The organism is Mesorhizobium sp. 1B3, assembly GCF_050958605.1.
Classification (GTDB): Bacteria; Pseudomonadota; Alphaproteobacteria; order Rhizobiales; family Rhizobiaceae.
The window spans coordinates 49,466-71,798 of sequence record NZ_JBJHDO010000018.1 but is presented as its reverse complement, the minus strand read 5'-3'; the positions used below and the strand labels follow the sequence as shown (position 1 = coordinate 71,798).

21 protein-coding genes are annotated in these 22,333 nt (G+C 63.7%); 10 read left to right on the top strand and 11 right to left on the bottom strand.

Features of this window, described 5'->3' with window-relative positions; translation table 11 throughout:
• Window positions 1–28: 28 nt before the first annotated feature.
• The 5 genes from ACCO56_RS30785 to ACCO56_RS30765 form a co-directional block, all read right to left on the bottom strand.
• On the bottom strand, window positions 29–1,195 hold the full coding sequence (locus ACCO56_RS30785; protein WP_433644769.1) for a diphosphate--fructose-6-phosphate 1-phosphotransferase: 1,167 nt from the start codon (window positions 1,193–1,195) through the stop codon (window positions 29–31).
• A gap of 79 nt (window positions 1,196–1,274) precedes the next feature.
• The gene (locus tag ACCO56_RS30780) at window positions 1,275–2,015 is read right to left on the bottom strand and encodes a L,D-transpeptidase (protein ID WP_433644801.1); all 741 of its coding nucleotides are present in this window, start codon (window positions 2,013–2,015) and stop codon (window positions 1,275–1,277) included.
• A 265-nt stretch (window positions 2,016–2,280) separates the two neighbouring features.
• Window positions 2,281–3,225: a CorA family divalent cation transporter gene (locus tag ACCO56_RS30775; RefSeq protein ID WP_433644768.1), complete on the bottom strand. Its 945-nt coding sequence runs from the start codon at window positions 3,223–3,225 to the stop codon at window positions 2,281–2,283.
• Between the two features lie 30 nt (window positions 3,226–3,255).
• Window positions 3,256–3,642: a hypothetical protein gene (locus ACCO56_RS30770; RefSeq protein WP_433644767.1), complete on the bottom strand. Its 387-nt coding sequence runs from the start codon at window positions 3,640–3,642 to the stop codon at window positions 3,256–3,258.
• An 83-nt stretch (window positions 3,643–3,725) separates the two neighbouring features.
• The gene (locus ACCO56_RS30765) at window positions 3,726–4,022 is read right to left on the bottom strand and encodes a hypothetical protein (RefSeq protein ID WP_433644766.1); all 297 of its coding nucleotides are present in this window, start codon (window positions 4,020–4,022) and stop codon (window positions 3,726–3,728) included.
• Window positions 4,023–4,377: 355 nt separating this feature from the next.
• Between ACCO56_RS30765 and ACCO56_RS30760 the strand changes: the two genes are divergently transcribed.
• Together ACCO56_RS30760 and ACCO56_RS30755 are read left to right on the top strand one after the other, a co-directional pair.
• Window positions 4,378–5,001: a LysE family translocator gene (locus ACCO56_RS30760; protein ID WP_433644765.1), complete on the top strand. Its 624-nt coding sequence runs from the start codon at window positions 4,378–4,380 to the stop codon at window positions 4,999–5,001.
• 5 nt (window positions 5,002–5,006) lie between these two features.
• Window positions 5,007–5,909, top strand: a complete 903-nt coding sequence (locus ACCO56_RS30755) for an alpha/beta fold hydrolase (protein ID WP_433644764.1) — start codon at window positions 5,007–5,009, stop codon at window positions 5,907–5,909.
• 528 nt (window positions 5,910–6,437) lie between these two features.
• Here ACCO56_RS30755 and ACCO56_RS30750 read toward each other — a convergent pair.
• From ACCO56_RS30750 to puuE, 4 genes are read right to left on the bottom strand one after another with little or no spacing between them, the layout of a single operon-like run.
• Window positions 6,438–7,031: a nucleoside deaminase gene (locus tag ACCO56_RS30750; RefSeq protein WP_433644763.1), complete on the bottom strand. Its 594-nt coding sequence runs from the start codon at window positions 7,029–7,031 to the stop codon at window positions 6,438–6,440.
• Between the two features lies 1 nt (window position 7,032).
• Entirely contained in the window at window positions 7,033–7,530 is a 498-nt protein-coding gene (locus tag ACCO56_RS30745; protein ID WP_433644800.1) for an ureidoglycolate lyase, read from the bottom strand.
• A gap of 5 nt (window positions 7,531–7,535) precedes the next feature.
• Complete coding sequence (locus ACCO56_RS30740) at window positions 7,536–8,369, bottom strand: bifunctional allantoicase/(S)-ureidoglycine aminohydrolase (RefSeq protein WP_433644762.1); 834 nt, start codon at window positions 8,367–8,369, stop codon at window positions 7,536–7,538.
• Window positions 8,370–8,378: 9 nt separating this feature from the next.
• Window positions 8,379–9,812, bottom strand: a complete 1,434-nt coding sequence (gene puuE / locus ACCO56_RS30735) for an allantoinase PuuE (RefSeq protein WP_433644761.1) — start codon at window positions 9,810–9,812, stop codon at window positions 8,379–8,381.
• A 178-nt stretch (window positions 9,813–9,990) separates the two neighbouring features.
• Here puuE and uraH point away from each other — a divergent pair, with 178 nt between their 5' ends.
• From uraH to xdhC, 4 genes are all read left to right on the top strand, one after another.
• The gene (uraH, locus tag ACCO56_RS30730; protein WP_433644760.1) at window positions 9,991–10,356 is read left to right on the top strand and encodes a hydroxyisourate hydrolase; all 366 of its coding nucleotides are present in this window, start codon (window positions 9,991–9,993) and stop codon (window positions 10,354–10,356) included.
• Between the two features lie 3 nt (window positions 10,357–10,359).
• Complete coding sequence (gene xdhA, locus ACCO56_RS30725) at window positions 10,360–11,835, top strand: xanthine dehydrogenase small subunit (RefSeq protein ID WP_433644759.1); 1,476 nt, start codon at window positions 10,360–10,362, stop codon at window positions 11,833–11,835.
• Window positions 11,836–11,845: 10 nt separating this feature from the next.
• On the top strand, window positions 11,846–14,191 hold the full coding sequence (gene xdhB, locus ACCO56_RS30720) for a xanthine dehydrogenase molybdopterin binding subunit (protein ID WP_433644758.1): 2,346 nt from the start codon (window positions 11,846–11,848) through the stop codon (window positions 14,189–14,191).
• A gap of 229 nt (window positions 14,192–14,420) precedes the next feature.
• A complete protein-coding gene (gene xdhC, locus ACCO56_RS30715) occupies window positions 14,421–15,254 on the top strand; it encodes a xanthine dehydrogenase accessory protein XdhC (RefSeq protein ID WP_433644757.1) in 834 nt (277 codons plus the stop codon).
• A 106-nt stretch (window positions 15,255–15,360) separates the two neighbouring features.
• Here xdhC and ACCO56_RS30710 read toward each other — a convergent pair whose 3' ends face one another.
• On the bottom strand, window positions 15,361–16,278 hold the full coding sequence (locus ACCO56_RS30710) for a LysR substrate-binding domain-containing protein (RefSeq protein ID WP_433644756.1): 918 nt from the start codon (window positions 16,276–16,278) through the stop codon (window positions 15,361–15,363).
• A 138-nt stretch (window positions 16,279–16,416) separates the two neighbouring features.
• Between ACCO56_RS30710 and ACCO56_RS30705 the strand changes: the two genes are divergently transcribed.
• The 4 genes from ACCO56_RS30705 to ACCO56_RS30690 all read left to right on the top strand — a co-directional run bounded on the left by ACCO56_RS30705 (window position 16,417) and on the right by ACCO56_RS30690 (window position 20,825).
• A complete protein-coding gene (locus tag ACCO56_RS30705; protein ID WP_433644755.1) occupies window positions 16,417–17,634 on the top strand; it encodes a urate hydroxylase PuuD in 1,218 nt (405 codons plus the stop codon).
• Between the two features lie 69 nt (window positions 17,635–17,703).
• The gene (gene guaD, locus ACCO56_RS30700) at window positions 17,704–19,026 is read left to right on the top strand and encodes a guanine deaminase (RefSeq protein WP_433644754.1); all 1,323 of its coding nucleotides are present in this window, start codon (window positions 17,704–17,706) and stop codon (window positions 19,024–19,026) included.
• Between the two features lie 29 nt (window positions 19,027–19,055).
• Window positions 19,056–19,559 carry a heme-degrading domain-containing protein gene (locus tag ACCO56_RS30695; RefSeq protein WP_433644753.1) on the top strand — a complete coding sequence of 168 codons (504 nt, stop codon included), beginning with the start codon at window positions 19,056–19,058 and terminating at the stop codon, window positions 19,557–19,559.
• A 3-nt stretch (window positions 19,560–19,562) separates the two neighbouring features.
• Window positions 19,563–20,825: a glycerate kinase type-2 family protein gene (locus ACCO56_RS30690; RefSeq protein WP_433644752.1), complete on the top strand. Its 1,263-nt coding sequence runs from the start codon at window positions 19,563–19,565 to the stop codon at window positions 20,823–20,825.
• A gap of 38 nt (window positions 20,826–20,863) precedes the next feature.
• Here ACCO56_RS30690 and ACCO56_RS30685 read toward each other — a convergent pair whose 3' ends face one another.
• Window positions 20,864–22,333 (bottom strand): UdgX family uracil-DNA binding protein, encoded by a 1,470-nt coding sequence (locus tag ACCO56_RS30685; RefSeq protein WP_433644751.1) that lies wholly within the window; start codon window positions 22,331–22,333, stop codon window positions 20,864–20,866.

Below are 22,333 nucleotides of genomic sequence, written 5' to 3'. Positions count from 1 at the left end.
GGCAGGACAGTGAGGGGCAACCACGCTCTTATACGAACGGCCGGCCGATCGTGTACTTCCTCGGCACGAGCCGATCGAAATAGGCGATACCTTGGGGCGACAACGCGCCGGCATCCGGCAACAGGAAGTCTTCCGGCATATGCCGCGTCTTGCCAGCGACGGCCGCGAGCGCAACGAGCGTCGGCGCGGTCTTTTCCCCATCATACTGCAGGGCGACCGACCCGTTGCCCTGCATCGCGGCGGCCGCGGCGAAGGCGCCGGCTTCGAAGGCTTCCCGCGAATCGGTCTGGTTGATCGCCCCGACATAGCCGCGGGGCAGGTAGCCGAACGTGTCGACGCGGGCGCGTTTTCCCGGAAGTCCGTCGCGCAGGGCGTGTTCGAAGGCAAGGCCGAGATCGCCGCCGGAGAGCTTGACGTTGCCATGGGCGTCGCGCTCCAGCCGGTCCGGGGGGATCAGGACTTCCACCAGCGAGCGGCCGTCCTCGGTGGCGACGCCTTCGGAGATGGCGACGACGCAGCGGCCGTGACGATCGAGCGTCGAACGCACGTCGTCGACGAAGCGGGGTACGGAGAAGGCGCGTTCCGGGACGTAGAGGAGATGCGGTCCGTCATCCGCTTCGTCCCGCCAGGTCGCCGCGGCGGCGGTGAGGAAACCCGCGTGGCGACCCATGACGATGCCGACATAGACGCCGGGCAGGGCGCGGAAATCGAGGTCGATGCTGCGGAAGGCTCCCGCCACGAATTCGGCAGCCGAGATAAAGCCGGGAGTGTGATCGTTTTCGACAAGATCATTGTCGATAGTCTTGGGCGCATGGACGAAGTTCATTCTTCCGGCGGCCGCATCGGCGAGGATCTCCTGCGTGCCGGCCGTATCGTTGCCACCGATATAGAGGAAGGCGTCGGCTCCGACCGTTTGCAGACCCTTCAGGACAGCCTCGCAATAGGCCGCGTCTGGCTTGTCGCGTGTCGACCCAAGCGCCGCGCTCGGAGTAGCCGCGACTTGAGCCAGCCGTTCATCCGGTACATCGGCGAAATCGATATAGTTGCCGTCGCGGATGCCGCGCACGCCGTGCAGCGCACCAAGGATGCGGGCGCCTGGTTGTCGCTTGCGGATCTCGGTGACCGCGCCCGCCATGGTCTGGTTGATGACGGCGGTCGGTCCGCCGCCCTGAGCGATAACGAACGTGCCGGCCATGATGGGACTCCTTAGTGAGGGTGAAGTAGTGAATGGTAAAATGGCAAGTGAATGTCATCCATTCACTATTCTACCAGCTTCACGCCACCAGGATCGGAGTTTTCCCGTTCACGCGATTGTAGAGATCGATGATGTCCTGGTTGATAAGCCGCACGCAGCCTGAAGACATGGCTTGGCCGATCGTCCACCATTCGGGCGAGCCGTGGACGCGATAGCCGGTGTCCTGGCCATTCTGGAAGATGTAAAGCGCGCGGGCGCCCAGCGGATTGTCGAGGCCACCAGGCTGCCCGCCGCGCCATTTCACCAATTCCGGCTTGCGCGCTATCATTTCAGGCGGCGGCGTCCATGTCGGCCATTTCTTGCCGTATTGGATGTTGGCGCGGCCCGACCAGCGAAAGCCGTCTCGCCCGATGCCGACCCCGTAACGGATCGCGTCGCCCCCGGGCTGGACCAGATAGAGGAAACGTTCCTGCAGTCGCACGACGATCGTGCCGGGCGCTTCGCCGGTCGGGTCGACAACGATCTGGCGGCGATATTTCGGCTCCACCTTGTCATAGGGGATGGCAGGAAGGGCGAAGCCTTCATCGGTGAAGGCAGCATACATCAGGTCGGGACTCGTCACCTGCCGGTCGACGCTGATCTTCGGCCTTATCGAGCCGGTCGTGACATCGTCGAGCTGCAATTCCGGAAGCTCCAACGACCGTGTGCAGGCTGCCAGGCCCGTCAGCGACAGCGCAGCCATGCCGAGCAACGCGGTGCGTCGGGTCGGTTGCGGAGCTTCATCGGAGCAGGAGCCCGGTTTCGAGGAGGAGGCTGACATACGCGACACGCGACAGATCCCACATTGCTACCCTACAAGAGATCGCAAAACATGGTTGATAAAGACTGAATCGCCGGAAATGGAAGCTTAAAGCATGTCTCCCGAAAGTGTGCATCGGTTTCGGGAGAAAGACATGCGCTAAATCAAGAACCCACAGCGCGTCGCGTGAATCCTTTTTCACGCGACGCGCTGTAGGGGCAGGCATGCCGATCCGCCCGGGCGCACGTGTGCCATCGCCCGAGCTTATCTCGACGGGATCGAAGTCCTACCGTAGCCACCCTTTCCGCTTGATGTAGAGCAGCGGCAGGAGTGCGGCGAGCAGCGTCTGGATGATGGTCGCGGTGAAGCCATGTTTCCAGGCCAGCTCCGGCATGACCGAAAAATTCATTCCGTAGAATGTCGCTACCAAAGTCGGCGGCAGGAACACCGCAGTAATGATGGTGAAGACCTTCACGATCTGGTTCTGCTTCACGTTGAGCGATGTCATCACGGATTGCTGGAGGTAGCGCACCTTCTCGTGCTCGAAGCTGGCATGCTGCTTGACCCCGTCTATGTCGAAGATCAGCGTATCGATCAGTTGCCGCAGCTCGATGTCGGACGCATCGGCCTCCATGCGCAGGTAGCGCGCTGCCCTGGCGAGAAGGAGCTGGGCTTCCTGGCAGCGCGAAACCAGCTCCTCCCGCTCGTTGAGCTCCAGCATCGTGTCGCTGATGTCGGACACCCCGATCTCCCGCCCGTTCTCGCTCAGGCCGCTGGTGATGCGGCCGATCTGGTCGTTCATGGCTTCCAGCGATACGCTGACCAGCTCGATGGACTGTGCGGCCGCGTCGTTCATCACCTGCAGGAGGAGCCGCATCGCGGCGGCCGACGAGCGCGCGTGGCCGGGATGTCGCTTGAAGCGGGCACGAGCGACATCGAAGGGTTTGAAGCCATCCGGCGATTCGACCGTGACGACGACGTTGCCGTTCAGCGCGAAGGCAACGGTTTCCTGGCGGAACTCGTCTTGCGCGGCGATGACGAGCGTCACGGAGAGATAGATCGCATCGTCGTCCTCACCGACGCCCTGAAGCGTGTCGGTGAATTCGAGCCCGTGCGCATCGCGGATCCTGGCGATGCCTTCCGCATCGTCGGCACGCAGGCGGATCCAGACACGATCGAGGTCGGTGGCAGGAGAAAGCGAGGAAGCGCGGGGCAGGATAGTGTTGGCCATGGGGGCGATCCCTTCAATTCGTGTCGTTGACTATTCTGTGACAACCGGAAGCGACGTGATCGTGCCGGTCCGCGTGTCGATGGAAAATCGGACGTCTTGGCCATCCCGTGTCGCGTCGCCTTCGATGACGAAGCCTGCGATCCGCATGTCACGCGGCCGGTCATAACCCTGCCGAGCCAGCCGGTCGTAGGCGGCACCAAGGGTGAGCGGCTGCCCGGCCTCGGCACTACCGCCGCTCGTGCTGAAACCGCCATGCGCGGGCGACATCGAGGATGTCACCGTCTCCTGTCCGTCCGGCTGGAGATAGTGGGTCGCCAGCATCGCCGCGCATATCAGCGCATAAAGGATCGTGACGGCGGAGATCACCTCGCGCTCGAGCGAGGGCTTCTTGGCTTCGGGTGCTGTCTTCCTGACCATGGCATCGGCTCACGCATTGACGGTCGCCGGTGCGGTCGCACCGGACGTTCTTTCGACCTTAGGTGTTTTGAGTGGTCGGCGGCTTATGCGGCGCGCGACCGGATCCCGATCAACGTCGCGCGCAACAGTCGGGACGAGGTGATGCAGGGACTGGAGGGCTCCGCATTGTTTTCCCGCCGCCAGCGGCAGACGAGCCGGCGGGTAGCATCGTCGACATGCCAGCCGGCCACGAGCCGCTCGGAGCCGTTCCCCTTGTCGGCGGGCATGCGGTCACGGACGGGAAATGTCACGACCTTGGCGACGGCATCGAGCAGCGGGCGGCGCTTGGGTGCCACAACGCGGGTTGCGCGAACGCTAGCGAGATTGAAGATGTTGTTCATGGCTCACCTCCATGTCGGGCCCGGCAGAGACCCGGAGGTGAGCGGACAGGCTAGCCTGCCTGACGGACGCCCACCGGCCGCGACATGCCGGACGCGATCTTTTCGATCTGATGTTCGAGGCCGGCGACATGCCGCAATGCGACAGTCGCCAAGCGACTAGGGTAGCTGTCCATCGTTTCGGTTTCGGTTGTTGCGGAACGCCCGGCCACGATCTTTCGCGGCAGGACAGGCCCCCGTTACGCCTCATGGCAGGGCTTGTCAACATCGGCAGGCGCACGGTCGCGGCCGCCCCCTTTTCGCTCTTTACTTTGCCCGCTGGACGGAGCTTCATACCTCCCGCGTCCGGGAGAGGATCATGGCCGTTGAAACCTGGGCCGCTTTCGTTGCGGCCTCCGCAATCCTGCTGATCATTCCGGGGCCCACCATCCTGCTGGTCGTTTCTTATGCGCTCGGCCAAGGCTGGCGTACGGCCCTGCCGATGGCAGTCGGCGTGGCGCTCGGTGACTTCACGGCCATGACGCTTTCGATGCTCGGCATCGGCGCACTGCTGATGGCCTCGGCCACCGTGTTCACGGTTCTGAAATGGCTGGGCGCCGCCTATCTCGTCTATCTCGGCATCAAGCTCTTCCGCGCTGGGGGGACGCTGGAGGCGAAACCCCGCACCGACGCGACGCCGCCGCTGAAGATGATGGCCCATGCCTGGCTGGTCACCGCGCTCAACCCCAAGAGCATCACCTTCTTCGTGGCCTTCCTGCCGCAGTTCATCGATCGACATGGGGCCTTCCTCACCCAGATGCTGATCTTCGAAACGACCTTCCTCGCGCTCGCCTTCGCCAATGCTTTCGGCTACGCGCTGGTCGCCTCGCGTGCTCGCCAGTTCGTGCGCAACCCGCGCGCGATCCGTGTTTTCAACCGGGCCGGCGGCACGCTTCTGGTCGGCGCCGGTCTTGCCACAGCCGCCATGCGCTCCGGGAACTGAGCGCGATGGCAGCGCTTTTCAACGGGACGCGCGAACATCGCCACCGCGGCAAGGAGGCGGAAATCTTCGCTCTGGTGGGCGGCGAGGGGCCGCCGCTGCTCCTGCTGCACGGCTTCCCGCAGACCCATGCGATGTGGCACGCGGTCGCGCCGGCGCTCATGGAGCAATTCACCTGCGTGATGCCCGATCTGCGCGGCTACGGCGCATCGTCCTGCCCCCCCAACACATCGGACAACTCCGCCTACTCCAAGCGCGCGATGGCTGAAGACATGGTGTCGCTCATGGATTCGCTCGGCCATTCGCGCTTCGCCGTGGTCGGCCACGATCGCGGCGGCCGGGTGGCCTATCGCCTGGCGCTCGACCGTCCCGAGGTGCCGACCTGTCTTTGCGTGCTCGACATCGTGCCGACTTCGGTGATGTGGCGCGAGTTCACCGTGGACTTCGCGATGAAGACCTATCACTGGCTGTTCCTGGCGCAGCCCGCGCCATTGCCCGAAATGCTGCTCGAAAAGGCGCCCGTTGCCTGGATCGACTACACCATCGCGAGCTGGTCGAAGGCGAAGGATCTGTCTGCCTTCGACCCGCGCGCACTCGACGCCTATCGCGAAAGCTTCGCCCCGCCGGCGCATATCCACGCAATGTGCAACGACTACCGCGCCGGCGCGACCTTCGATCGCGCGGCGGACGAGGCGGACCGGGCGGCGGATCGCAAGATCGCCTGCCCGGCGCTGGCGTTGTGGGGTGACATGGGCTTCCCCAGCGAAACGTCGGGTCCGCTCGACACATGGCGCGACTGGTGCGAGGACGTTGCCGGTGCCGGGATCGATGCAGGACACTTCGTCGTCGAGGAGAACCCGACGGAGACGCTCGCGCATCTCATGCCGTTCCTGAGGCGGTATGCGGGGTAGGTTGTCTGGCAGGGCCGTTCTTGGCGGGCCCCTCATCCGTCTGCCGGCACCTTCTCCTCGTCACGACGGCTACTGGATTCACACTTCCTGCGCGGTTGCTTGGCGGCCAATCTTCTGCAGATGAACGTGGCTCGGACGGCAGGCCCCCCTCTCCGTCTCGGCTTCGCCGAGCCACCTCTCCCCCACTTCGTGGGGAAGAGGAAGGGCGCCGAGTGCGGCCGACGATTCCTCTCCCCTACGCGCAGCGTGGGGGAGAGGTGGCTCGGCGAAGCCGAGACGGAGAGGGGGAAACCCTCCAAGCAATCAGGAAAGACACCTTTCCAGATGTGTGAATGCGACAGGTCACGACGGGAAGAAGGACGCTGTCGTCTCCAGCTTCGGCAATCGCCAGCGTTGCCGGTTTGCGAAAAGTCGAGCGGCCGGCGTCTCTCGCCCCGCTTGCGGAGAGAGATGTCCGGCAGGACAGTGAGGGGCGAAGCCGTCCGTTGAACATTGGAGCCGGTTGCATGACACGCCGGATAAATGGCCTCAATTCAACGGGATGTCATTCCCGCTTTTCCCAGACTGATAGGCTTGCGACAGGCGTTCGTAGGTCTCTTCGATCCGACGGGACCTTCCTTCCAGCCTTTCCCGCTCGCCCGCCGGCAGTTGCCGGATCAGTTTGCGGATCGCATAGCTCTTCCAATAGGCGTTCTCGGCGTTGTAGCCGCCGGGATCGAGGGTGAAGACCTCCTTCAGGATCTTCAGGTCGTGCGGGATCGCGAAGGAGTCCCGCGAATCCTCATGGCTGAACAGATAGTAGAAGTTGTCGAAGCCGGCCCAGGTGATGGCCGAGAGGCATAGCGAGCAGGGCTCGTGCGTGCTGAGGAAGATGCAGTCCTTCGTGTCCGGCCGGTCGGTCTTCGGCAGCTCGTAGAATCGCTTCAGGCAATGCATCTCGCCGTGCCAGAGCGGATTCTCGAGTTCGTTGTTGGTCTCCGCGATGACGAGCGACAGGTCGTCCTTCCTGAGCAGCGCCGCACCGAACAGCTTGTTGCCACGGGCCACGCCCTCGGTCGTCTTCGGCACGATATCTTTCTCGATCACATCGAACAGCCGGTCGATCAGCGAAGCTTCGGCCATGTCACTTCTCCGGCAAATTGATTTCATAGGGGTGGGAGAAGTGGAACTCCTCGACGTTCGATCCGTCGCCGCCGCGATCGACCACAATGAAATCCTGAGGCTCCCCAACCGGGGTGAGCACACCGTGCCAGAGGTTGCGCCGATAGTTCACGCCCTGTCCGGGTTTGGTCAGGAAGGCGTGCGGCGTCGACGGGCCATCCGGGCCGTCATGGCAGACGACGACCACAAACGGCCGTGGCGACAGCGGAATGAAAGCCTGGCTGCCATAAGGATGGCGTTCGACCATGGTGAGCTTCAGCGGGAAGTCGTAAGGCGTCCCCTTGAAGATGTTGATCAGGACATGACCGTTTGGCCCGGCGGCCTCGGGTCTGGCAAGGGCGTGGAAACGTTCGGTCTTGCCGTTGTTGATCGGATAATGCGCATCGGTGTCGGTGTCGATGACATCGCCGAATTCGGTGAAGTTCTCGCGTGTCAGGAGCTTTGCGACGACCCGACGCATGGCGCTCAAGCCCCCGGCCTGCGGACACCGCCGAGCTTCATATGCCGGTTCACGTCCTTGTAAAGGAGATAGCGGAAGCGGCCGGGACCGCCGGCGTAACAGGCCTGCGGACAGAAGGCGCGCAGCCACATATAGTCGCCGGCCTCGACCTCGACCCAGTCCTGGTTGAGCCGGTAGACCGCCTTGCCTTCCAGGACGTAGAGGCCGTGCTCCATGACATGGGTCTCGGCGAAGGGAATGACGGCGCCCGGTTGGAACGTGACTACCGTCACATGCATGTCGTGGCGCATGTCGGCCGGATCGACGAAGCGGGTCGTCGCCCATCTGCCCTCTGTGCCCGGCATGGGCGAGGGTTCGATGGCGGCCTCATTGACGAAAAAGGCTTCGGGCGCATCGAGACCGTCGACGAATTCATAGGCCTTGCGGATCCAGTGGAAACGAACCGTTTCGAGACCTTCGTTGCGCGCCGACCAGCGGCTGGCCGGCGGAATGAAACCGAAGCCCCCGGGCCGCATGACATGTTTCTTGCCTGAAATGGCGACGGTCAGCTCGCCTTCCACGACGAACAGCACGCCTTCTGCACCATCGTCCAGTTCCGGGCGGTCGCTGCCGCCACCCGGCGCGACTTCCATTATGTATTGCGAGAAGGTCTCCGCGAAACCCGACAGGGGTCGCGACAATACCCAAAGCCGGGTTCCTTCCCAAAAGGGAAGGCAACTGGTGACGATGTCGCGCATCGTGCCCCTGGGGATCACTGCGTAGGCATCGGTAAACACCGCCCGATCGGTCAGCAGCTGGGTCTGCGAGGGATGTCCGCCCTTGGGCGCGTAGTAGCTCATGGTAGATTCCTAGAGGGGAAGGATATCCCGAAGCCTCAGAAGCGCGATGCGCTCCACCTGGCCGCAGGCGGTCGCGAATTCGGTGGCGCGGTCGTTGCCGATTCGCGTTTCGAATGCCGCCAGGATCTCGGCCTTGGTCTTTCCCCTGACCGCGATGATGAAGGGGAAGCCGAAGGTGCTCACATAGGCGGTGTTCAGCTTTGAGAAGAGCTCGCGCTCCTGGTCGGTCAGCGCATCGAGACCGGCCGAGGCCTGCTCGCTCGCCGATTCCGCTGTTAGGCGCTTGGCCTGGGCAAGCTTGCCTGCGAGGTCGGGATGCGCCTTGAGCACGCCGAGCCGTTCGCTCTCGCCGGCCGAGCGGAACACACGGCAGAGCGCATTGTGCAGCCCGCCCGCGCTGTTATGTGCCGGGCCAAGCTCCAACTCGTAGGCGCGCTCCGCGATCCATGGCGAATGCTCGAAGATGCCGCCGAATTTCGCGACGAACTCGTCGCGGGCCATGCGCGACGGGCGCAGTCCCGGGGCCCTGTACGGATGATGTTCCCGCCAGTGGCGGGCGATATCGATGCGGCGCGGCAGCCAGACATTGTCGTGGCTCTTTACATAGTCGATGAAGCGCCTGAGCGCGGCTGCCCGACCGGGACGACCCACCAGACGGCAGTGCAGGCCGATGCTCATCATGCGCGGGCGACCTGCCTTGCCCTCGGCGTAGAGCGTGTCGAAGCTGTCCTTCAGATAGCAGAAGAACTGGTCGCCGGAGCTGAAACCTTGAGGCGTTGCGAAACGCATGTCGTTGGCGTCGAGCGTATAGGGGATGATGAGCTGCGGCTCGATCGGATTGCCGTGGCCGTCATGGTCCAGCCAATAGGGCAGATCGTCGTCATAGGTGTCGGAGATATAGGCGAAGCCGCCTTCCTCCGCCGCGAGCCGGACCGTGTTTGCCGAGGTGCGGCCGGTATACCAGCCCGCCGGGCGTTCCCCGGTGACCTCGGCATGAAGGCGGATCGCCTCCATCATGTCGCGGCGTTCGCTCTCCGGCGTGTGCTCGCGATAGTCGATCCATTTCAGGCCGTGGGAGGCGATCTCCCAGCCAGCTTCCTGCATGGCCGTCACCTGGTCGGGCGAGCGGGCGAGCGCCGAGGCGACGCCGTAGCAGGTTGCCGGTACGCCTGCTTCGGTGAATATGCGGTAGAGCCGCCAGAAACCGGCCCGGGCGCCATATTCGTAGATCGATTCCATGTTCCAGTGGCGCAGGCTCGGCCATGGCTGGGCACCGACGATCTCGGAAAGAAAGGCTTCGGACGCCGCGTCGCCGTGGAGCACGCAGTTCTCGCCGCCTTCCTCGTAGTTCACCACGAACTGCACGGCGACGAGAGCATCCCCCGGCCATTTCGGATCGGGAGGATTGGCGCCGTAGCCGCGCATGTCTCTGACGTAACGCATGAAATTCCCTGGGTTTCGGCCATGCCCGACAGGCAGGGTGAAGGATATCAAAGGGGACTACGGGCATTCCCCCGAAAAAATTTGAAAGTCTTTTTGTGGCGCTTCGCCTCACCGGGTCTTATGCACGGCCGCCAAATGGCGCAAGATTGACCGTTCGCGATTGAAATGGGGAGGCTGAATGTCGACGGAGAAGAGCGGGCGCCTGACGACCCATGTGCTGGACACCGCGTCGGGCAAGCCGGCGGCGGGACTTTCCATTGCGCTCTATCGGCTGCAGGGCGAAACCCGCACACATCTGAAGACGGTATCGACCAACGACGACGGGCGCTGCGACGCGCCGCTGCTGCAGGGGGCCGAGTTCAAGCCAGGCGAATACGAGCTCGTCTTCGCCGCCGGAGACTATCTGCGCGGCCAGGGTGTCGACTTGCCGTCGCCGGCCTTCCTGGATGTGGTGCCGATCCGCTTCGGTATGGCGGAAGGGGCTCACTACCACGTGCCGCTGCTCCTCTCGCCCTATGGCTACTCGACGTATCGCGGGAGCTGAGCCATGGCCAAGATCCGTAACGAGCTGCATTTTATCCTGAATGGCGAAGATGTTGCGTTGACCGACGTCGCGCCTGACGAGACGCTGCTCGATTTCCTGCGCCTGCGCCGCTCGCTGCGTGGCAGCAAGGAAGGGTGCGCCGAGGGCGATTGCGGCGCCTGTACCGTACTGGTCGGCAAGCTTGTCGGCGGCAAGCTCGTTTATGAAGGCGTCAATTCCTGCATCCGCTTCCTCGGCTCGCTCGACCGCACCCATGTGGTGACCATCGAGCACCTGAAGGGCGCCGACGGAAAGCTCCATCCCGTCCAGCAGGCGATGGTCGATTTCCACGGCTCGCAATGCGGCTTCTGCACGCCGGGCATCGTCATGTCGCTCTATGCTTTGTGGATGGAGAATCCTCGGCCATCCGATCAGGCGATAGAAAAGGCGCTGCAGGGCAATCTCTGCCGCTGCACGGGCTACGAGGCGATCATCCGCGCCGCGCGCGCCGTCTCCAGCTACGGCGACACCGAGAAGGACCCGCTGGCCGCCGAGCGCCAGGCGGTCGGGTCGCGGCTCGCAGCGCTCGCGGATGGTGCGCGCGTCGAGATTGGCACGGGCGAACGACGCCTCGTCGTGCCGGCTGATGTCGACGATTTCGCCACGGTGCTGGAGGCCGAGCCCAAGGCGACCGTCGTCGCGGGCTCGACCGATGTCGGCCTTTGGGTGACGAAGTTCATGCGCTCGATCTCGCCGGCCGTCTTCATCGGCGGGCTCGACGAATTGCGGACCATCTCCGAGGAGAACGGTGTGGTGACGATCGGCGCGGGCGTGACCTACACCGAAGCCTTTGCCGCGTTGTCGGGAAGGATCCCGGCGCTCGGGGCCCTCATCGACCGCATCGGCGGCGACCAGGTCCGCAATATGGGGACGATCGGCGGCAACATCGCCAATGGTTCGCCGATCGGCGATACGCCGCCGCCCCTGATCGCTCTCGGGGCGATGCTCACGCTGCGCAGGGGCAAGACGCGCCGCACGATCCCACTCGAGGATTTCTTCATCGCCTATGGCAAGCAGGACCGTCAGCCCGGCGAATTCGTCGAGGCGGTGCGTGTTCCTCTGCCGAACAAGTCGAGCTATTTCGCCATCTACAAGGTGTCGAAGCGCCGCGACGAGGATATCACGTCGGCGCTCGGGGCGTTTCACCTGATGCTGGCGGGTGACGGCACAGTTGCCGCTGTCCGCATTGCCTATGGCGGAATGGCGGCGACGCCGAAACGGGCGGCCGCGGTCGAGGCGGCGTTGATCGGCCGGCCATGGAACGAAGCGACGGTCGAGGCCGCGTTGCCTCGATACGAGGAGGATTTCACACCGCTCACCGACATGCGCGCGACCGCCGCATACCGGGCGCTCGCGGCGAAGAACCTGCTGCGCCGTTTCCTTGCGGAAACCAGCGGCACGAGCGAGCCAATCCAGGTGTCGCGCTACGAGCCGGCGTGAGGGTCAGATCATGAACAAGCACGCCAGCGCCGATCTGAAAGCCGCGAAAATCAGGGGCGGCGTCGCCACCGATCAGCGCCACGATTCCGCGCATAAGCATGTCACCGGCGAGGCCGTCTATATCGACGACATGCCGGAGCCTGCCGGCACGCTGCATGCGTGCCTCGGGCTTTCGACCGTCGCCCACGGGACGATCCGGAAACTCGATCTTGCCGCCGTGCGCGCGGCGAAAGGCGTGGTCGCGGTGCTCACCGCCGAGGACGTGCCCGGTGACAACGACATTTCGCCGAGCGGCCGCGATGACGAGCCGGTGCTTGCCGAAGGCAGGGTCCAATTCCACGGGCAGCCGATCTTCGCCGTCGTCGCCAGGACGCGCGAGGAGGGGCGGCGCGCCTGCCGGCTCGCAGTGGTCGAATATGACGAGTTGCCGGCGATCATCGAGATAGAGGGGCTCGATCCCATCAACGACAAGCTCGTCACGCCGCCGCTGACACTCAGGCGCGGCGATGCCGCCCAGGCGATCGCACAAGCGCCGCGCCGGCTGAAGGGGCGGATGCGGATCGGCGGCCAGGATCATTTCTATCTCGAAGGCCATATCGCGCTGGCCGTGCCCGGCGAGGACCGCGACGTGACGGTTTATTCCTCGACGCAACACCCCAGCGAGGTGCAGCACATGGTGGCCCATGCGCTCGGCGTGCCGAGCCATGCCGTGACCATCGAGGTTCGGCGCATGGGCGGCGGCTTCGGCGGCAAGGAAACGCAGTCGAACCAGTTCGCCGCGGTCGCTGCCATCGCGGCCAAGAAGCTCCGCCGGCCGGTGAAATTGAGGCCGGACCGCGACGACGACATGACCGCAACCGGCAAGCGGCACGACTTCGTGGTGGATTATGAGGTGGGCTTCGACGACGAGGGCACGATCCTCGGCGTCGACTACACCTACGCGGCGCGCTGCGGCTTCTCGTCGGACCTTTCCGGTCCGGTGACCGACCGGGCCCTGTTCCATTGCGACAACACCTATTTCTATCCGGCCGTCCATGCGCGCTCGGCACCGCTTTACACCAACACGGTGTCAAATACGGCGTTCAGAGGATTCGGCGGACCGCAGGGGATGGTGGGCGCCGAGCGTGTCATCGACGAGGTGGCCTTCGCCACGGGTAAGGACCCGCTCGAAATCCGCAAACGGAACTTCTACGGCACCGGCGATCGCAATGTCACACCGTACCACCAGACGGTCGAGGACAATATCATTCATCGGATCGTGGCTGAGCTCGAGGAAAGCTCGGACTATGCGAGGAGGCGCAGGCAGATCCAGTCCTTCAACAACAACAGCCGCTTCATCAAGCGCGGCCTGGCGCTGACGCCGGTGAAGTTCGGGATCTCGTTCACGGCGACCCATTTCAACCAGGCCGGCGCATTGGTTCATGTCTACACGGATGGCTCCGTGCATCTGAACCATGGCGGCACGGAGATGGGGCAGGGGCTCTACGTCAAGGTCGCGCAGGTCGTGGCCGAAGAGTTCCAGATCGACCTCGACCGGGTGAAGATCACCGCCACGACGACCGGAAAAGTGCCGAATACGTCGGCGACGGCTGCTTCCTCCGGATCGGATCTCAACGGGATGGCCGCGAGAGATGCGGCGCGCCAGATTCGCAGGCGCCTCGCCGACTTCGCCGCCGACAAATATCAGGTTCCCGCCGACCAGATCGTGTTTCTGCCCAACCGGGTGCGCGTCGGCAATCAGGAGATCGCGTTCGACGACCTGGTGAAACAGGCCTATCTCGCTCGCATCCAGCTTTCGGCGGCCGGCTTCTACAAGACCCCGAAGATCCATTGGAACCGCGACACGGGCGAGGGCCATCCTTTCTATTATTTCGCCTATGGCGCGTCCTGCTCGGAAGTTTCGGTCGACACGCTGACCGGCGAATACATGGTCGAGCGGACCGATATTCTCCACGAGACCGGCCGCTCGTTGAACCGCGCCATCGATCTCGGGCAGGTCGAAGGCGGCTTCGTCCAGGGCATGGGCTGGCTCACCACGGAAGAACTCTGGTGGGACGAGAAGGGTAGGCTGAGGACCCACGCGCCCTCGACCTACAAGATCCCGCTCGCGTCGGACCGGCCGAAGATCTTCAACGTGACGCTGGCCGACTGGCCGGAGGCGCACGTGCCGACCATCCACCGTTCCAAGGCCGTGGGCGAGCCGCCCTTCATGCTGGCCATGTCGGTGCTGCACGCTTTGTCCGATGCCGTGGCGAGCGTGGCCGATCACAAGATCTGCCCGCGCCTCGACGCGCCAGCCACCCCGGAACGCGTGCTGATGGCGCTTGAGTGCCTGCGCGCGGAGGCGAGGAAGTAGTGCGGGGCGGTTGTCGGGTTTATCTGTTTGAGATGGCTGCACTCCTTCGCACCCCCCTCTGTCCTGCCGGACATCTCCCCCTCAAGGGGGGAGATTGGCTGTTGTCAACGACGGCACTTGTTCTGCAACGCAGACGATTGGCGAAAGCGAACATGAAGGCCAATCTCCCCCCTTGTGGGGGAGATGTCCGGCAGGACAGAGGGGGGCAACGTAGCGCGCGAGACGGACGATGCTCGCCATGACGACCGCCGGCGCCCTCCACGCCTTCTTCGCAGCCTCGCCCGCTACGGCGCTCGTGGAGGTGACTGAGGCCAAGGGCTCGACGCCGCGCGAGAAGGGGACCTGGATGCTGGTCTCGCCCACCGCCATTTACGGCACGATCGGTGGTGGGCAGCTCGAATTCATGTCGATCGATCGAGCGCGGGCGCTGCTCAAAGATGCGGCGCCAAGCCACCCGGTCACACTCGACATTCCGCTCGGACCGGAGATCGGCCAATGCTGCGGCGGCCGCGTGGCCGTCGGCATCAGGCCGGTCGACAAGGCGCTTAGGGACGAGTTGACCGCTATCGCCGAAGCCGAGGATGCGCGCCGTCCTCATGTCTATATGTTCGGCGGCGGCCATGTCGGGCATGCGCTCGCGGCGGCTTTCTCGCTTCTCCCCGTCGAAACGACCGTCGTCGAGACGCGCGCCGAAGCGTTGGAGGGCATGCCTGAAGAGGTCGCAACACGGCTGACGCCGGTTCCCGAGGAAATGGTGAGGGATGCGCCGGCCGGCGCCGCTTTCGTGGTTCTTACCCACGACCACGCCCTCGATTTCCTCATCGTGGCGGAGGCTCTGAAGCGCGACGATGCAGCCTATGTCGGCATGATCGGCTCCAGGACCAAGAAGGCGACGTTCAGAAGCTGGTATCTCAAAACTGCAGGCGGCGGCGAGGAAACCTTCGCCCGCCTCGTCTCGCCCATTGGCGGCGATGCCGTGAAGGACAAGCGGCCGGCCGTGATCGCCGCGCTCGCGGCGGCGGAGATCATGGCAGCGCTCTCACGCTCCGGTCGGATAGCTTAGAGCATTTCGCAGCCGACCGGATTCGGTCGGCGTCGCGAGAATGCGCAAAAACAAAAACCTGAAGCGATTGCCAGCGACACGCCTTAGGCATCCCGCACCGGACCGCTCACTTCCCAGCCAAAATATCCCTTATCAGCCGCTGGCAGCGATCGGCCATAAAATCGAGCAGGAGACGCACCTTGGGATCCTGCAATTTCTTGTGCGGATAGACGGCCGCGAACTGCACCGGGGTCGGTGGCGTGTCCTTGAGGATCACCTTCAGCCGCCGATCGCGAATAAAAGGCTCCACCTCGAAACGCGGCTTGTTCACGATGCCCCGACCGGCCAGCGCCCAGCCTGTGATCACGTCGCCGTCGTCGGAATCGAAAGGGCCGTGGACCTCGAACTTGGCCGGCCCGCCTGGGGTCCTCAACGTCCAGTAATGTTCCTTCGCACCGGGAAAGCGCAGCATCAGGCAATCGTGCTTGGTGACGAGCTCCGCCGGCTCCGCCGGCTCGCCGCGCGCCTCGAGATACTTTGGGGAAGCGACCAGCACACGCTCGCATTCCATGATGCCGCGCATCCTGAGGCTGGAATCCTCGATGAGGCCCAGCCGGAAAGCGACGTCGATCCCCTCCCTGAGGATGTCGACATTGTGGTCGGAGAGTCGCAGGCGGACCTCGATGTCGGGATATTTGTCGTGGAAATCGGGGATGCCGGAAGCAATGAAGCGGCGGCCGAGCCCGAGCGGAGCGGTGACCCGAATCGTGCCGCGGGGCTGGCCGGACAAGGCGCTGACGGCGGCCTCGGCCTCGATGATTGCGTCGAGCACCTGCTTGGCGCCGGAATAGAACACCGTGCCATGCTCGGTCGGCATCAATTGCCGCGTCGTGCGGTTGAAAAGACGCACGCCGAGATGCTTTTCCAACTCCTTGATGCGATTGGACGCCACGGCCGGCGAAATGCGCATGTCACGGCCTGCGGCAGAGAGATTGCCCAGCTCGACCACACGAACAAATACGGCGATATTGTCGAGATAGGCCATGCGTCGTCAGGTTCCGTAGGCTGGTCCTCTTCGAGTAGCATTTTACATTTTTTTTTGAAAGTGATCGCGCAGTCGCGGCCTTTCCGTTTGGTTGAAGGCACGTAGAGTTCGACGGTCGAGGGACGAGGATTTCACTGCATGCTGGATTTGGCGATCACCTGGGACTGGCTGAGCTTCGCCGTGCGTTGGCTGCACGTCATCACCGGCATCGCCTGGATCGGCTCATCCTTCTATTTCGTCGCGCTCGACCTCGGCTTGCGCAGACATTCCGGCCTTCCCGAAGGCGCCCATGGCGAAGAGTGGCAGGTGCACGGGGGCGGCTTCTACCACGTCCAGAAATATCTGGTCGCGCCGGCCCACATGCCCGAGCATCTGACCTGGTTCAAATGGGAGGCCTATTCCACCTGGCTGACGGGATTTGCGCTGCTCGCTGTCGTCTACTACGCCGGGGCCGACCTCTTCCTGATCGACCGCAACGTGCTCGACGTCTCGGCCCCGACTGCAATAGGCATCTCGATGGCCTCGATCGCGGTCGGCTGGATCATCTACGATCGTCTCTGCAAATCGCCGCTCGGCAAGAGCGATACCGGCCTGATGCTGGTGCTCTATGCGGTTCTGGTGTTCATGAGCTGGGGCTATACGCAGCTCTTCACCGGCCGCGCCGCCTTCCTGCATCTCGGCGCCTTCACCGCCACGATCATGTCGGCGAACGTCTTCTTCATCATCATCCCGAACCAGAAGAAGGTGGTGGCCGACCTGATCGCCGGACGCAGGCCCGATCCAGTCCTCGGCGCGCAGGCCAAGCAGCGTTCGCTGCATAACAACTACCTGACGCTGCCCGTCCTGTTCCTGATGCTGTCGAACCACTATCCGCTGGCCTTCGGCACGGAATTCAACTGGGTGATCGCGTCGCTGGTCTTCATCATAGGCGTGATGATCCGGCATTATTTCAACACGGTGCATGCGCGCAAAGGCAACCCGACCTGGACCTGGCTGGTCGCCGCCGTCCTGTTCATCGTCATCATCTGGCTGTCGACGGTGCCGAAGGTATTGACCGGGGAGCCGAAGGCCGCAGCTGCCGCTCAGGTCTTCACGGCGTCGGCCCATTTCCCGGCTGTGCGCGACACGGTGATGGGGCGCTGCGCCATGTGCCACGCAATGGAGCCTTCCTATGAGGGCGTTTATTTCGCGCCGAAGGGGGTGGTGCTCGACAACGATGCCGATATCGCCGACCACGCTCGCGAGATCTATCTGCAGGCCGGCCGCAGCCATGCCATGCCCCCGGGCAACGTTACCCAGATCAGTGCGCAAGAGCGCGCGCTTCTCGTCGCCTGGTTCGAGGAAGCCCGGCAATAGGGCATTTCCACCGCCGCCTCGGCCGGATAAAGGGGATGCCGATTCCCGACTCGAACGGAAGGGCCTGCCATGAACCAAACCCTCATTCGCGGGAGGATCCTGACTTTCCTTCGTTGGCCGGATAGCAGGGCCGATCGCGACGCCTATCGTTACGAAGAGGATGGCGGGCTCCTGATCGCCGACGGCAAGATCGTCGCTGCCGGTCCGTATGCGGCGATTGCCGCGAAAGCGGGCGAGGGTGTCGAGACGATCGACCATCGGCCGAATCTCGTCCTGCCGGGTTTCGTGGATTGCCATGTCCACATGCCGCAGATGCAGGTGATCGCGTCCTACGGTACCGAGTTGCTCGACTGGCTCAACACATACACCTTTCCCGAGGAGAGCAAATTCCGCAACGCCCAGCACGGGCGGCGCATCGCCCGGCTTTTCCTCGACGAGATGCTGCGGCAGGGCACGACCACGGTCGTGGCATATTGCTCCGTGCACAAGGAGTCGGCGGAAGCCTTCTTCGCCGAATCGCACGATCGCGACATGCTCAATATCGCCGGCAAGGTGATGATGGATCGCAATGCGCCCGAGGCCGTGCTCGACACGCCGCAATCCGGCTACGACGACAGCAAGGCGCTGATCGCCGAATGGCATGGCCGCGGCCGCCAGCACTACGCCATCACGCCGCGCTTCGCCATCACCTCGACGCCGGAACAGATGGAAATGGCAGGAGCGCTGATGCGCGAGCATCCCGACCTCCACATGCAGACGCATCTGTCCGAAAACCACGCCGAGATAGCGTTCACCCAGGAGCTTTATCCCTGGTCACGCGACTATACGGAGATATACGAACACTATGGCCTGCTGGGGAGGAAAAGCCTGTTCGGTCATTGCATTCACCTTTCTGAACGGGAGGTGGACACGCTTTCCGACAGCGGCTCGGTCGCCGTGTTCTGCCCGACCTCCAACCTCTTTCTCGGGTCCGGACTATTCGACTATCAGCGCTATCGCCGGCGCGAGAAGCCGCTTCGCATAGCGGTGGCCACGGACGTGGGCGGCGGCACCAACTATTCCATGCTGCGCACCATGGACGAGGGTTACAAGGTGATCGCGCTCAACGGCGAGAAGCTCAATCCCCTGGCTGCCTTCTGGCAAATCACGCGCGGCAATGCCGAAGCCCTCTCGCTCGCCGATCGCATCGGCACGCTGGAACCCGGCACCGACGCCGACATCGCCGTGCTCGATTCGCGCGCGACGCCGGTCATGCGGCTGCGCATGGAGACCGTGGAGAGCCTGGCCGAGGAGCTGTTCCTTCTCCAGACGCTGGGCGACGACCGTGCGATCCGGGAAGTCTACGTGGCGGGAAAGCCTGCAAAAAGCGTGATAAGTTCGGCCGACGTCTGAACGAAGACTATTGCGAGGGGAGGAGCAGCATGGCCACCGCGGAGGACATCGAGAAGATTGCCGAGCAGGAAGCTGCGCTGGTTTTCGACCGTTTCGACGAGGCGACGGCCTTCGCCGTGGGAAGCCTGATCCGCGAGCGCGCGCTGGCCGACAAACTTCCCATCGTGGTCGACATCCAGACATGGGATCGGCCGCTCTTCTACGCGGCGCTTCCGGGTTCGACGGGATCGAATGCCAACTGGGCACGCCGCAAGCGCAACGTCGTGAAGATGTTCCTGAAGAGCACCTACCGGATGGTTCTGGAGAAGGCGCGGCCCGACCGGACCTTTCCGCCCGGCGAAGGTTTCGATCCCGCTGATTACGTGCTCGCCGGTGGCGGCTTCCCCATCCACGTCAAGGGCGCCGGTGCGATCGGCGTGATCGCGGTGTCCGGGCTGCCCGAGCGACAGGACCACGAGGTGATCGTCGCCGCGCTTGGCCAGTATTTCGGACTTGATGTCCGATCCCTCGCCCTTGGCCCGGTGGAAACCTGACGTATGATAGTCGAACAGAAGACACTCCTGACGGCGATTTTCAGGGCTGCGGTCGCCGCTGCCGATCCGGAACTGACGATCCGGAGGCACCTGCCTCCCAAGCCGAAAGGACGTACGATCGTCATCGGTGCGGGCAAGGGGGCGGCTCAGATGGCGGCCGCCTTCGACAAGGCGTGGGATGCGCCGTTGGAAGGTCTGGTCGTCACCCGTTATGGCTATGGCGCGACCTGCGACCGCATCGAGGTTATCGAAGCCGCCCATCCTGTGCCGGACAGGGCCGGACTCGAAGCCGGCCGCCGCCTGCTGGAGAAGGTTTCCGGATTGAGCGAAGACGATCTTGTCGTCGCACTCATCTCGGGCGGCGGCTCGGCGCTGCTTCCGGCGCCGCCGGACAGCCTGACGCTCGCCGATGAGATCGTGGTCAACGAGGCGCTGCTTGCATCCGGCGCGCCGATTGCGGCCATGAACACGGTGCGCAAGCATGTCTCGCGCATCAAAGGTGGTCGGCTTGCCGCAATGGCCTTTCCGGCGCGGGTCGTTTCTCTCGTGGTTTCGGACATTCCCGGCGACAACCCCGCCCTGGTCGCGTCCGGTCCGACCGTGCCCGATGACGCCGGTCGAGAAGAGGCTTTGCGCATCGTCGAGACCTATGGAATGGCGCTTCCTCCGGCTGTCATGGCTCATCTGCGCTCACCGGCCGCGGACGCTCCACGTCCCGGCGATCCACACTTTCGGCGCAACGAAGTGAGGGTGATCGCCTCCGCCGCGGTGTCGCTCGAAGCGGCCGCCGCCGAGGCACGCCGCCAAGACGTGGAAGCCGTCATCCTGTCCGATTCGATCGAGGGCGAGGCGCGAGACGTGGGCTCGGTCCATGCGGCGATCGCAAGGGAGGTGGCGACACGCGACCGCCCGTTCCGCAAGCCGGTACTGATCCTTTCCGGCGGCGAGACGACGGTCACGTTGCGGGCCAGGGGCAGGGGAGGCCGCAACAGTGAATTCCTCCTCTCCTTCGCCATCGGCATCGACGGCGTGCCCGGCATCCACGCGCTTGCCGCCGACACGGATGGCATCGACGGCTCCGAGGACAATGCCGGCGCCTTTGCCGATGGCACGACCGTTGCCCGCATGCGAGCCGCGGGCGCCGATGCGAAAGCGCTGCTGGCAGCGAACAACGCCTGGACGGCATTCAATTCGGTGGGTGATCTCTTCGTAACCGGGCCGACGGGGACCAACGTCAACGATCTCAGGGCGATGCTGGTAAGGTAGTCCTGCGGAAGCGCCATAGGTCTCTCGGGCAGACATGGCTACCCCGCTGCCATCAGCTCCTTCACAGCCTTCATATCCCCTAGGAAACGCTCCCGTTCCGCAGCAGCATCGGCCTTCTCGCGAATGCGCAGGAGGAAGGAGGGGTGGATGGTGATGAATACGCGCAATCCGTCGTCGCGTTCAATCACCTGGCCACGCATTTTGGTTACCGGGACGGCCTTGCCGAGCAACGATTGAGCCGCCGTCGCTCCGAGCGCCACGGCGAGTTCGGGTTCGATCAGCTTCAATTCCTTGGTCAGCCAGCCGTTGCACACCTGGATTTCTCCGGCATTGGGCTTGGAGTGGATACGGCGCTTGCCGCGCGGCTCGAACTTGAAATGCTTGACGGCATTGGTGACGTAGACTTCGTCACGATCGACGCCCGCTTCTTCCAAGACTTGGTCGAACACCTTGCCCGCTGGGCCGACAAAGGGTTTGCCGGCGATGTCCTCCTGGTCGCCAGGCTGTTCGCCGACGAAAACGACCGAAGCGTCTGCCGGTCCCTCGCCGAAAACAGTCTGCGTGGCGTCCCGCCACAACGGGCAAGCACGGCAGTCACGCGCCGCGTTGCGCAGGGCTGGAATGGAAGCTGCATTTTCGCCCATATCGGGTTTGGCCGGCGGGCGAACCGGCCAATGGCGAGCTTGCACCTTCGCGTGGTGTGGCGCTGGGGTTGTGGGCATTCTGGCAATCATATCCTTAGCGGCCTTGTCCGCGCCCGCTACTAGACCGGGAATGAGCGAAGCCTCCGGAAGGTTCCGCCAATATTTCTTCGGCATCTCCGCCTGCATGGCTTTCACCTTCAGCCGCGCCGGGTTGAAGATGTTGGAGAAATACGTCCGCCAAAGCTCCTCTGCGTCATCGTCAGCAGGCGCTGCGTCGCGCGATGTCCCTTGACCGAGAACCAGTCGCTCACCATCCCAATCCGCCGACGCATAGGGCGTCAGGATCCTCCACTTCATGCCGGTGAAGCGATTGACGAAAAACGGCGCGTTGCGCTCGAGGATGAAATGCTGCGGTTCGAACCAGGCGACATAGCGTGCGTCCTCCCCATTGCCGATTTTCCTGAAGCGCACGAACGCCCGCATCTTGTGGAGGTCGCGACCGACAGATTTTTCCATTGTCTCGAAGCGCCGGACCTCCTGGTCGGAAGCGATCTTTAGCAGATGAGGCTCCATACTAAGCCGCCGCAGCATACGGTAGAGGAAGGTGAAACGCTGCGGATCGGCATGGCAGATCACGGTTTCGACACGCCGAACGAAGTCTCTTGGCACTTGCAACGGCGAGGTTCGCGTAGCATGTGGCGGCGGAAAGACGCCCGACGTTCCTTCGGCGACGGTCCACGCTACATCAGCCGGCGAAACGTCTGCCAAAGCCAGCTCACGTGCGGCGTCGCGCCATCCAGCAAAGTCGGTTTCGCTGGCGAGGCCGACGTTATAGCGGCTAAGGGCGAAGGCTGCCTGGGTCAT

What these genes read in the sequence shown, in the direction of transcription:
- ACCO56_RS30785 (WP_433644769.1), bottom strand. Translation starts at nt 1,195, where the DNA reads ATGGCCGGCACGTTCGTTATCGCTCAGGGCGGCGGACCGACCGCCGTC.
- ACCO56_RS30780 (WP_433644801.1), bottom strand. Translation starts at nt 2,015, where the DNA reads ATGTCAGCCTCCTCCTCGAAACCGGGCTCCTGCTCCGATGAAGCTCCG.
- ACCO56_RS30775 (WP_433644768.1), bottom strand. Translation starts at nt 3,225, where the DNA reads ATGGCCAACACTATCCTGCCCCGCGCTTCCTCGCTTTCTCCTGCCACC.
- ACCO56_RS30770 (WP_433644767.1), bottom strand. Translation starts at nt 3,642, where the DNA reads ATGGTCAGGAAGACAGCACCCGAAGCCAAGAAGCCCTCGCTCGAGCGC.
- ACCO56_RS30765 (WP_433644766.1), bottom strand. Translation starts at nt 4,022, where the DNA reads ATGAACAACATCTTCAATCTCGCTAGCGTTCGCGCAACCCGCGTTGTG.
- ACCO56_RS30760 (WP_433644765.1), top strand. Translation starts at nt 4,378, where the DNA reads ATGGCCGTTGAAACCTGGGCCGCTTTCGTTGCGGCCTCCGCAATCCTG.
- ACCO56_RS30755 (WP_433644764.1), top strand. Translation starts at nt 5,007, where the DNA reads ATGGCAGCGCTTTTCAACGGGACGCGCGAACATCGCCACCGCGGCAAG.
- ACCO56_RS30750 (WP_433644763.1), bottom strand. Translation starts at nt 7,031, where the DNA reads ATGGCCGAAGCTTCGCTGATCGACCGGCTGTTCGATGTGATCGAGAAA.
- ACCO56_RS30745 (WP_433644800.1), bottom strand. Translation starts at nt 7,530, where the DNA reads ATGCGTCGGGTCGTCGCAAAGCTCCTGACACGCGAGAACTTCACCGAA.
- ACCO56_RS30740 (WP_433644762.1), bottom strand. Translation starts at nt 8,369, where the DNA reads ATGAGCTACTACGCGCCCAAGGGCGGACATCCCTCGCAGACCCAGCTG.
- puuE (WP_433644761.1), bottom strand. Translation starts at nt 9,812, where the DNA reads ATGCGTTACGTCAGAGACATGCGCGGCTACGGCGCCAATCCTCCCGAT.
- uraH (WP_433644760.1), top strand. Translation starts at nt 9,991, where the DNA reads ATGTCGACGGAGAAGAGCGGGCGCCTGACGACCCATGTGCTGGACACC.
- xdhA (WP_433644759.1), top strand. Translation starts at nt 10,360, where the DNA reads ATGGCCAAGATCCGTAACGAGCTGCATTTTATCCTGAATGGCGAAGAT.
- xdhB (WP_433644758.1), top strand. Translation starts at nt 11,846, where the DNA reads ATGAACAAGCACGCCAGCGCCGATCTGAAAGCCGCGAAAATCAGGGGC.
- xdhC (WP_433644757.1), top strand. Translation starts at nt 14,421, where the DNA reads ATGCTCGCCATGACGACCGCCGGCGCCCTCCACGCCTTCTTCGCAGCC.
- ACCO56_RS30710 (WP_433644756.1), bottom strand. Translation starts at nt 16,278, where the DNA reads ATGGCCTATCTCGACAATATCGCCGTATTTGTTCGTGTGGTCGAGCTG.
- ACCO56_RS30705 (WP_433644755.1), top strand. Translation starts at nt 16,417, where the DNA reads ATGCTGGATTTGGCGATCACCTGGGACTGGCTGAGCTTCGCCGTGCGT.
- guaD (WP_433644754.1), top strand. Translation starts at nt 17,704, where the DNA reads ATGAACCAAACCCTCATTCGCGGGAGGATCCTGACTTTCCTTCGTTGG.
- ACCO56_RS30695 (WP_433644753.1), top strand. Translation starts at nt 19,056, where the DNA reads ATGGCCACCGCGGAGGACATCGAGAAGATTGCCGAGCAGGAAGCTGCG.
- ACCO56_RS30690 (WP_433644752.1), top strand. Translation starts at nt 19,563, where the DNA reads ATGATAGTCGAACAGAAGACACTCCTGACGGCGATTTTCAGGGCTGCG.
- ACCO56_RS30685 (WP_433644751.1), bottom strand. Translation starts at nt 22,333, where the DNA reads ATGACCCAGGCAGCCTTCGCCCTTAGCCGCTATAACGTCGGCCTCGCC.